Here is a 9,738-nt window from a genome sequence, read left to right as displayed (position 1 = left end):
GTACGCTCAGACCTTGTGCCTGGGGTGTGCCCTGGCTTCCGTGCGTGCCTTCAACCGCAGTCGGGAGTCGTCACCGGCCACCGTAATCTGCGCTTCCTTCCGCCTCGCGGCGGAAGTCCGCCGGATTCGACACACCCGACCGCGTGGGTCGGCGACGTTCCAGGTTAGCTTCACCATTCGGCACACAGAAACCGGAGAAGTAGTGCCTACGATCCAGCAGCTGGTCCGGAAGGGCCGGCAGGACAAGGTCGAGAAGAACAAGACGCCCGCACTCGAGGGTTCGCCCCAGCGTCGCGGCGTCTGCACGCGTGTGTTCACGACCACCCCGAAGAAGCCGAACTCGGCCCTGCGTAAGGTCGCGCGTGTGCGTCTGACCAGCGGGATCGAGGTCACTGCTTACATTCCGGGTGAGGGACACAACCTGCAGGAGCACTCCATCGTGCTCGTGCGCGGCGGCCGTGTGAAGGACCTGCCGGGTGTTCGCTACAAGATCATCCGTGGTTCGCTCGACACCCAGGGTGTCAAGAACCGCAAGCAGGCCCGCAGCCGCTACGGCGCCAAGAAGGAGAAGTAAGAATGCCTCGTAAGGGCCCCGCCCCGAAGCGCCCGGTCATCATCGACCCGGTCTACGGTTCTCCTCTTGTCACGTCGCTGATCAACAAGGTGCTGCTGAACGGCAAGCGCTCCACCGCCGAGCGCATCGTCTACGGCGCCATGGAGGGTCTGCGTGAGAAGACGGGCAACGACCCGATCATCACGCTGAAGCGCGCGCTGGAGAACATCAAGCCGACCCTCGAGGTCAAGTCCCGCCGTGTCGGTGGTGCGACGTACCAGGTTCCGATCGAGGTCAAGCCCGGTCGTGCCAACACGCTCGCGCTGCGCTGGCTGGTCGGTTACTCCCGCGCCCGTCGCGAGAAGACCATGACCGAGCGTCTGCTCAACGAACTTCTCGACGCGTCCAACGGCCTTGGTGCCGCTGTGAAGAAGCGCGAGGACACCCACAAGATGGCCGAGTCCAACAAGGCCTTCGCGCACTACCGCTGGTAGTCGCTACCCCCATCGAGACCGAGAGAAGACTGAAGCCTTATGGCTACCACTTCACTTGACCTGGCCAAGGTCCGCAACATCGGGATCATGGCCCACATCGACGCGGGCAAGACGACCACCACTGAGCGGATCCTGTTCTACACCGGCGTTTCGTACAAGATCGGTGAGGTCCACGACGGCGCTGCCACGATGGACTGGATGGAGCAGGAGCAGGAGCGTGGCATCACGATCACGTCTGCTGCGACCACCTGTCACTGGCCGCTCGAGGACAACGACTACACGATCAACATCATCGACACCCCGGGTCACGTCGACTTCACCGTCGAGGTGGAGCGTTCCCTGCGTGTGCTCGACGGTGCCGTGACGGTGTTCGACGGTGTCGCCGGTGTGGAGCCGCAGTCCGAGACGGTGTGGCGTCAGGCCGACCGTTACGGCGTGCCCCGTATCTGCTTCGTCAACAAGCTCGACCGGACCGGCGCGGAGTTCCACCGCTGCGTCGACATGATCTCGGACCGCCTTGGTGCGCAGCCGCTGGTCATGCAGCTTCCGATCGGTGCCGAGGCCGACTTCAAGGGCGTCGTCGACCTGGTCCGCATGAAGGCGCTCGTGTGGTCCGCCGAGGCCGCCAAGGGCGAGATGTACGACGTCGTCGACATCCCGGCCACGCACACCGAGGCTGCCGAGGAGTACCGCGGCAAGCTGATCGAGGGCGTCGCCGAGAACGACGAAGAGATCATGGAGCTGTACCTGGAGGGCCAGGAGCCCACCGAGGAGCAGCTGTACGCCGCGATCCGTCGCATCACCATCGCGTCCGGCAAGTCCAACGACACCACGGTCACCCCGGTGTTCTGTGGCACCGCGTTCAAGAACAAGGGCGTCCAGCCCCTGCTCGACGCGGTCGTGCGCTACCTGCCGACCCCGCTCGACGTCGAGGCCATCGAGGGCCACGACGTCAAGGACCCCGAGGTCGTCGTCAAGCGCAAGCCGTCCGAGGACGAGCCGCTGTCCGCCCTCGCGTTCAAGATCATGAGCGACCCGCACCTGGGCAAGCTCACCTTCGTCCGGGTCTACTCGGGCCGCCTGGAGTCCGGCACCGCCGTGCTGAACTCCGTCAAGGGCAAGAAGGAGCGCATCGGCAAGATCTACCGCATGCACGCGAACAAGCGTGAGGAGATCGACGCGGTGGGCGCCGGCGACATCATCGCCGTGATGGGTCTGAAGCAGACCACGACCGGTGAGACGCTGTGCGACGACAAGCAGCCGGTGATCCTGGAGTCCATGGACTTCCCGGCGCCGGTCATCCAGGTCGCCATCGAGCCCAAGTCCAAGGGTGACCAGGAGAAGCTGGGTGTCGCCATCCAGCGTCTCGCGGAGGAGGACCCCTCCTTCCAGGTTCACTCGGACGAGGAGACCGGCCAGACCATCATCGGTGGCATGGGCGAGCTGCACCTCGAGGTGCTGGTCGACCGTATGCGCCGTGAGTTCAAGGTCGAGGCCAACGTCGGTAAGCCGCAGGTCGCGTACCGTGAGACGATCCGCAAGGCCGTCGAGCGCGTGGACTACACCCACAAGAAGCAGACCGGTGGTACCGGTCAGTTCGCCAAGGTGCAGATCGCGATCGAGCCCATCGAGGGTGGCGACGCCTCGTACGAGTTCGTGAACAAGGTGACCGGTGGTCGTATCCCGAAGGAGTACATCCCTTCGGTCGACGCCGGTGCGCAGGAGGCCATGCAGTTCGGCATCCTCGCCGGCTACGAGATGACGGGCGTCCGCGTCACGCTTCTCGACGGTGCCTACCACGAGGTCGACTCCTCCGAGCTCGCGTTCAAGATCGCCGGTTCGCAGGCCTTCAAGGAGGCCGCGCGCAAGGCCAGCCCCGTGCTGCTCGAGCCGATGATGGCCGTCGAGGTCACCACGCCCGAGGACTACATGGGTGAGGTCATCGGCGACATCAACTCCCGCCGTGGTCAGATTCAGGCCATGGAGGAGCGGGCCGGTGCCCGCGTCGTGAAGGGCCTCGTGCCCCTCTCGGAGATGTTCGGCTACGTCGGAGACCTCCGCAGCAAGACCTCGGGTCGCGCAAGCTACTCGATGCAGTTCGACTCCTACGCCGAGGTTCCGCGGAACGTCGCCGAGGAGATCATCGCGAAGGCCAAGGGCGAGTAACGCACCGCGTTCACACGCCGTAGGCTTGACTCCGGAGCCTCGTGGGGCATTCCGCCGCAATGTCGGAGGGAATGCCCCGGGGATCCGGGACATCCAGCAAAGATCACCTGGCGCCGGCGAAGTAAGGCGTACCAGAACCACTCCCAGGAGGACCCCAGTGGCGAAGGCGAAGTTCGAGCGGACTAAGCCGCACGTCAACATCGGCACCATCGGTCACATCGACCACGGTAAGACGACCCTCACGGCCGCCATTACCAAGGTGCTGCACGACGCGTACCCGGACCTGAACGAGGCCTCGGCCTTCGACCAGATCGACAAGGCTCCTGAGGAGCGCCAGCGCGGTATCACCATCTCGATCGCGCACGTCGAGTACCAGACCGAGACGCGTCACTACGCCCACGTCGACTGCCCCGGTCACGCGGACTACATCAAGAACATGATCACGGGTGCGGCGCAGATGGACGGCGCCATCCTCGTGGTCGCCGCCACGGACGGCCCGATGCCGCAGACCAAGGAGCACGTGCTCCTGGCCCGCCAGGTCGGCGTCCCCTACATCGTCGTCGCGCTGAACAAGGCCGACATGGTGGACGACGAGGAGATCCTGGAGCTCGTCGAGCTCGAGGTTCGTGAGCTGCTCTCCGAGTACGAGTTCCCGGGCGACGACCTGCCGGTCGTCAAGGTCTCGGCGCTCAAGGCCCTCGAGGGCGACGCGGAGTGGGGCAAGTCCGTCCTCGACCTGATGAAGGCCGTCGACGAGAACATCCCGCAGCCCGAGCGTGACGTCGACAAGCCGTTCCTGATGCCGATCGAGGACGTCTTCACGATCACCGGTCGTGGCACCGTCGTCACCGGCCGTATCGAGCGTGGTGTCCTCAAGGTCAACGAGACCGTCGACATCGTCGGCATCAAGACCGAGAAGACCACCACCACGGTCACCGGCATCGAGATGTTCCGCAAGCTGCTCGACGAGGGCCAGGCCGGTGAGAACGTCGGTCTGCTGCTCCGTGGCATCAAGCGCGAGGACGTCGAGCGCGGCCAGGTCATCATCAAGCCCGGCTCGGTCACCCCGCACACCTCGTTCGAGGCGCAGGCGTACATCCTGTCCAAGGACGAGGGCGGCCGTCACACGCCGTTCTTCAACAACTACCGTCCCCAGTTCTACTTCCGTACGACGGACGTGACCGGCGTCGTGACCCTCCCCGAGGGCACCGAGATGGTCATGCCGGGCGACAACACTGAGATGACCGTTGAGCTCATCCAGCCCGTCGCCATGGAAGAGGGCCTGAAGTTCGCCATCCGTGAGGGTGGCCGGACGGTCGGCGCCGGCCAGGTCACCAAGATCAACAAGTAAGCTCGTTGATCTGACCTGGTAGCTCCAGCGCGAGCTCCAAGCAGGGGCCCGTACGACTTCGGTCGTACGGGCCCTTCGCTGTGTGCGGGGGCCTCGCGCGGGCTCACTGGATGTTCTGCAGATGCGGATGGCCGTACGACGTCGTGCAGACGTAGAGCTGCAGGGCGTGGTCCCGGCCGATGCGCAGCCGGGTGGCCTGGGCCGGCCCGCGGAACATCGGGCCGCGGTGGCCGCCGTCCTCGACCGGCCGCCAGCTGAGGCTGCCGCCGTCCCACTCCGAGCTGTCGAGCGTGAGCAGGGGACGGACGGCCGCACGGCACTCGGGGCAGGACATGGGGAACGGGTCGGTGTGGCTCCACGGGGCGTGCCCGCCGACCTTGCAGCCCGGAGCCACGCCCAGGTCGTACTGGTAGACGAGCCCGCACCCCTCCTCCCACGCCTCGATCCGATCCGCCAGCTCCTCGGGCAGCTCGTGCGGGGCCGGGTGTTCGGTGACGGTCTCCGGGTGCAGGACGCAGGGCTCGGGGAGGTAGCTGTCACGTTCGACGACCGGTGGCCGCGGGGCGGCGCCGGCCGGGAGCGGGTCGACGACCTCGGTGGCCGCCCGCCAGCGCAGCTCGGCGCGGGGCATCTGCTCCCCGTGGTCGAAGGCGCACCACAGCACCTGGAGCAGGTCGGTGCCGTCAGGGCGGGGGAGGCCGGGGACGTCGGAGGCGTGGAGCTGGGCGACCGGCAGCAGGGGGAGGGGGCCGTCGAGGGGGATCCACCGCGCCTGGCCGAGGCGGTCGACGAGCGTGCGCTCGTGCGGGGTCAGCAGGTCGGCGCCCTCCTCGCGAGGGCGGTCCCAGGCCCCGCCGAGGATGCGCCGGTAGTGCCGGAGGTCCTCGGGGGCGTGACCGTACTGCCGTGCGGTGTGGTCCGGGCAGGTGGGCCAGGGCTCGCGGGCCGGCCACAGCAGTGGTCCGCCGATCGAGCTGTCCGCCGCGGTGGGCACGCCGGGCCGGGGGTGCAGTCGCACGGCCGTGCGGGCCAGCGGGGCCAGCTCGGGGAAGTGGGCCGTCACGTCGAGGGGGCGGGGCGGGGTGGTGCGTGGCATGGGGTGAGGCTAGGCGCTGAACGCCCTTGCGCGGCAGGGGATTTGTGTCAAGTGAAGTGTTGGGGAACGGCGTGGGGCGCGTCGGCGAGGGTTCGGTCGACGTGCTCTCGCGGACGGGGGGAATGTTCTCGTCTGGCCGCTGTGAGGCGATTGTGACGGTCGTAGCGTGAAGGCGGCCGGGAGCCGCCCGGCCCGGAGTTGCCTCATGAGGACGGACGACAGGTGCCGATGCGTGGTGCGGACGGCAGGACGACGATCCCGACGCGGGTGGCGGGCCTGAGCGGCGGACTGCAGCAGCCGCTCCCGCCGCTCGCCGCACCGCCCGGGCGGCGGCCGCCACAGCCCGGCGTCGCGCCACGCCCCCGCGTCGTCGTACGGGAACGGGTGGGCCGCCGGCTCTACGCGGTCGACGGCATCCGTCTGATCGCCGCCCTGATGGTGGCCGTGCACCACTTCGCCGGTACGGACCGCGTCGACCAGCCGGGCAACCCGATCTGGGGCCGGCCGGTGTCCGACATCATGCCCACGGTGTTCCGCTTCGCCTCCTACGGCTGGATCGGCGTCGAGATCTTCTTCGTGATCAGCGGCTTCGTGATCTGCATGTCGTGCTGGGGGCGTACCCCGCGGCAGTTCTTCGTCTCACGGGTGATCCGGCTCTACCCGGCGTACTGGTTCGCGGTCGTGTTCACCACGGCCGTCCTGGTGGCCGTACCGGGGGTGTGGGAGCGTCTGCGGCTGCGTGAGGTCCTGCTCAACCTCACGATGCTGCAGTCCGGTTCGGGTGTCGCGAACGTCGACGGCGTGTACTGGACGCTCTGGTCCGAACTGCGTTTCTACCTCCTCTTCCTGGTCGTCGTCGCCACCGGGCTGACGTACCGCAAGGTCGTGGTCTTCTGCTGTGTGTGGGGCGCGGCGGCGATGCTCGCGCCGGTGTCCGGATTCCGCCTGCTGGAGCTGACCGCCAACCCCGAGGGCGCCTGGTACTTCATCGCGGGCCTGGCGCTGTACCTCATGCACCGCTTCGGTCAGGACCTGCTGCTGTGGGGCATCCTCGGGATGGCGTGGCTGATGGGACAACTGGAGCTCGGACACCGGATCGACGAGGTCGAACACGTCTCCGGGTGGCGGGGGAGCGTGCTGGTCTTCACGGTCTTCCTGCTCGCCATGGTGGCCATCGCCCTCGGCGCGACGGACCGCGTCCGCTGGAAGTGGCTGGTGACGGCCGGGGCTCTGACGTATCCGCTGTATCTGATCCACTACGTGGCCGGCACGACGCTGATCAACCGGTTGCGGGACACGATGGACGCCCGGCTGCTGGTGGTCGTCGTGCTCGCCGGGTTCCTGGTGCTGAGCTGGCTGGTGCACCGGTTCGTGGAGCGGCCGGTGGCGGGGGCGGTGAAGCGGGGGCTGGACACGTCGTTCGCGCGGATGCGGAACGCGCGGGGACCGGCCTGAGCTGCCTCCCGTACGGTGGCGCGTCACTGGGCGTGCCGGCGGTTCTGACCGGTCTTCGGTACGTGTGTTGTCCCACACAGGCGCGCTCCGCGGCCCCCATCCCGGCACCGCCGACGACCCCATCGGTTTGACCTGCGTCACTCCCGGGGTATTGTCTCCGGCTCGATTGGCCAGGCGCCTGCCCCATATGGCAGACTGTCGGAGTTGCTCGGTCGAGTGTTGATGCTGCGCGCCTCCCGCCGGGAGGACCGGAAGCGAGTCCCACAGTACTCGTCGCCCTAACTGCCAGATGGCAGCGCTGGGGCGGACGTACGGGAATCTTTCGGGAAGTGTCAGTGCGGCGCCGGCCAGGCACCCGGTGGGCCTTTCGTCCCCGGCTTGCGGTTCCGGAAGGGCCGTGCTTTCCCAGCAGGGATGTTCGAACAAGGGGCATCTGTGTCGGCGAGAGCGCGACACACCCGACCGCGTGGGTCGGCGGAGCGAAGTAAACAGACCATCTGGTTCCAGAGCGTTAGAAGAGACAGGACTACTGAGTAGCCATGGCGGGACAGAAGATCCGCATCCGGCTCAAGGCCTACGACCACGAGGTCATCGACTCCTCGGCGAAGAAGATCGTCGAGACGGTGACCCGCACTGGTGCGTCGGTCGCAGGCCCGGTGCCGCTGCCCACTGAGAAGAACGTGTACTGCGTCATCAAGTCGCCGCACAAGTACAAGGACTCGCGCGAGCACTTCGAGATGCGCACGCACAAGCGCCTGATCGACATTCTCGACCCGACCCCCAAGACCGTTGACTCTCTGATGCGACTCGACCTCCCGGCCGGTGTCGACATCGAGATCAAGCTCTGAAGGCCGGTGATCTGAGAATGGCTAAGCAGATCAAGGGCATCCTGGGCGAGAAGCTCGGCATGACGCAGGTGTGGGACGAGAACAACCGTGTTGTTCCGGTCACCGTCGTCAAGGCCGGCCCGAACGTCGTGACCCAGGTCCGCACGAACGACGCCGACGGTTACGAGTCGGTCCAGATCGCCTTCGGCGAGATCGACCCGCGCAAGGTGAACAAGCCCCTCAAGGGCCACTTCGCCAAGGCCGACGTCACTCCCCGCCGCCACCTCGTCGAGATCCGTACCGCTGACGCCAGCGAGTACACCCTCGGCCAGGAGATCACCGCTGAGGTGTTCGAGGCCGGCATCAAGGTCGACGTGACCGGCAAGAGCAAGGGCAAGGGCTTCGCCGGTGTCATGAAGCGTCACAACTTCAAGGGCCTCGGCGCCGGTCACGGCACCCAGCGCAAGCACCGCTCTCCCGGTTCGATCGGTGGCTGCGCCACCCCGGGCCGTGTGTTCAAGGGCCTCCGCATGGCGGGTCGCATGGGCAACGAGCGCGTGACCACCCAGAACCTGACCGTCCACGCCGTTGACGCGGAGAAGGGTCTGCTGCTCATCAAGGGCGCGGTTCCCGGTCCGAACGGCGGCCTCGTCCTGGTCCGCACTGCGGCCAAGGGGGCCTGAGGTAACCGATGAGCACTGTTGACATCCTTTCGCCTGCCGGCGAGAAGACCGGAAGCGTCGAGCTCCCCGCGGAGATCTTCGGCGTGGAGAAGATCAGCATCCCGCTGATCCACCAGGTCGTCGTCGCGCAGAACGCCGCTGCCCGTCAGGGCACGCACAAGACCAAGCGTCGCGGTGAAGTCCGTGGTGGCGGCAAGAAGCCGTACCGCCAGAAGGGCACCGGCCGCGCGCGCCAGGGTTCTACCCGTGCGCCGCAGTTCGCCGGTGGTGGCGTCGTCCACGGCCCGCAGCCGCGTGACTACTCGCAGCGGACCCCGAAGAAGATGAAGGCTGCCGCTCTGCGTCACGCCCTCACCGACCGGGCCCGCCACAACCGCATCCACGTCGTCTCCGGCGTCATCGAGGGTGAGAACCCGTCGACGAAGGCCGCTCGGACGCTGTTCGGCAAGATCTCGGAGCGCAAGAACCTGCTCCTGGTCGTCGACCGCGCCGACGAGGCCGCGTGGCTCTCCGCCCGCAACCTGCCCCAGGTCCACATCCTGGAGCCGGGCCAGCTGAACACGTACGACGTGATCGTCTCCGACGACGTGGTCTTCACCCAGGCCGCTTTCGAGTCCTTCGTGTCCGGCCCGCAGGCCACCGACACCGAAGGGAGCGAAGCCTGATGGCTACGCGTCACCCGAGCATCGCCTCGAAGGCTGCCAAGGCCAAGAAGGTCGCGCGCGTCGCCAAGGCGCGCCGCCACGAGGCCGAGGGCAAGAACACCGTCGTCACCCCGGTGAGCAAGTCGTTCACGGACCACCGTGACATCCTGCTCAAGCCGGTCGTGTCCGAGAAGAGCTACGCGCTTCTCGACGAGGGCAAGTACACGTTCATCGTCGCCCCGGGCGCCAACAAGACCCAGATCAAGCAGGCCGTCCAGGCGGTCTTCTCGGTCAAGGTCACCGGGGTCAACACGATCAACCGCCAGGGCAAGCGCAAGCGCACCAAGACCGGCTTCGGTCAGCGCGCCGGCTCCAAGCGAGCGATCGTGACCCTCGCTGAGGGCGACCGTATCGACATCTTCGGCGGTCCGACCGCGTAAGCGGGTCGGATCGTCCGATATCGGACGAG

General features: G+C 67.0%; 10 protein-coding genes. 9 read left to right on the top strand and 1 reads right to left on the bottom strand.

Annotated features, from left to right (window positions below):
* The first annotated feature begins 202 nt into the window (after window positions 1-202).
* From rpsL to tuf, 4 genes are all read left to right on the top strand, one after another.
* Entirely contained in the window at window positions 203-574 is a 372-nt protein-coding gene (gene rpsL, locus AQJ84_RS31435; RefSeq protein ID WP_003948652.1) for a 30S ribosomal protein S12, read from the top strand.
* A 2-nt stretch (window positions 575-576) separates the two neighbouring features.
* On the top strand, window positions 577-1,047 hold the full coding sequence (rpsG, locus tag AQJ84_RS31430; protein WP_003992340.1) for a 30S ribosomal protein S7: 471 nt from the start codon (window positions 577-579) through the stop codon (window positions 1,045-1,047).
* Between the two features lie 39 nt (window positions 1,048-1,086).
* A complete protein-coding gene (gene fusA, locus AQJ84_RS31425) occupies window positions 1,087-3,213 on the top strand; it encodes an elongation factor G (protein WP_030039751.1) in 2,127 nt (708 codons plus the stop codon).
* Window positions 3,214-3,370: 157 nt separating this feature from the next.
* Window positions 3,371-4,564 carry an elongation factor Tu gene (gene tuf / locus AQJ84_RS31420; RefSeq protein WP_030039752.1) on the top strand — a complete coding sequence of 398 codons (1,194 nt, stop codon included), beginning with the start codon at window positions 3,371-3,373 and terminating at the stop codon, window positions 4,562-4,564.
* A 103-nt stretch (window positions 4,565-4,667) separates the two neighbouring features.
* On the opposite strand, the gene AQJ84_RS31415 is transcribed toward tuf, so the two are convergent.
* Window positions 4,668-5,660: a hypothetical protein gene (locus tag AQJ84_RS31415; RefSeq protein WP_030039753.1), complete on the bottom strand. Its 993-nt coding sequence runs from the start codon at window positions 5,658-5,660 to the stop codon at window positions 4,668-4,670.
* 228 nt (window positions 5,661-5,888) lie between these two features.
* Between AQJ84_RS31415 and AQJ84_RS31410 the strand changes: the two genes are divergently transcribed.
* The 5 genes from AQJ84_RS31410 (at window position 5,889) to rplW (ending at window position 9,709) form a co-directional block, all read left to right on the top strand.
* Window positions 5,889-7,115: an acyltransferase family protein gene (locus AQJ84_RS31410; protein WP_078631793.1), complete on the top strand. Its 1,227-nt coding sequence runs from the start codon at window positions 5,889-5,891 to the stop codon at window positions 7,113-7,115.
* A 539-nt stretch (window positions 7,116-7,654) separates the two neighbouring features.
* Complete coding sequence (gene rpsJ / locus AQJ84_RS31405) at window positions 7,655-7,963, top strand: 30S ribosomal protein S10 (RefSeq protein ID WP_003948644.1); 309 nt, start codon at window positions 7,655-7,657, stop codon at window positions 7,961-7,963.
* A gap of 17 nt (window positions 7,964-7,980) precedes the next feature.
* Window positions 7,981-8,625 (top strand): 50S ribosomal protein L3, encoded by a 645-nt coding sequence (rplC, locus tag AQJ84_RS31400; RefSeq protein ID WP_007384065.1) that lies wholly within the window; start codon window positions 7,981-7,983, stop codon window positions 8,623-8,625.
* Window positions 8,626-8,633: 8 nt separating this feature from the next.
* Window positions 8,634-9,290 (top strand): 50S ribosomal protein L4, encoded by a 657-nt coding sequence (gene rplD, locus AQJ84_RS31395; protein WP_030039755.1) that lies wholly within the window; start codon window positions 8,634-8,636, stop codon window positions 9,288-9,290.
* Window positions 9,290-9,709, top strand: a complete 420-nt coding sequence (rplW, locus tag AQJ84_RS31390; RefSeq protein WP_030039756.1) for a 50S ribosomal protein L23 — start codon at window positions 9,290-9,292, stop codon at window positions 9,707-9,709. The genes rplD and rplW overlap by 1 nt, the downstream gene beginning before the upstream one ends.
* Window positions 9,710-9,738: the final 29 nt, after the last annotated feature.

Origin of the sequence: Streptomyces resistomycificus, assembly GCF_001514265.1 — a bacterium.
GTDB classification, from domain to species: Bacteria; Actinomycetota; Actinomycetes; order Streptomycetales; family Streptomycetaceae; genus Streptomyces; species Streptomyces resistomycificus.
This window is presented reverse-complemented; position numbering and strand designations above follow the sequence as displayed.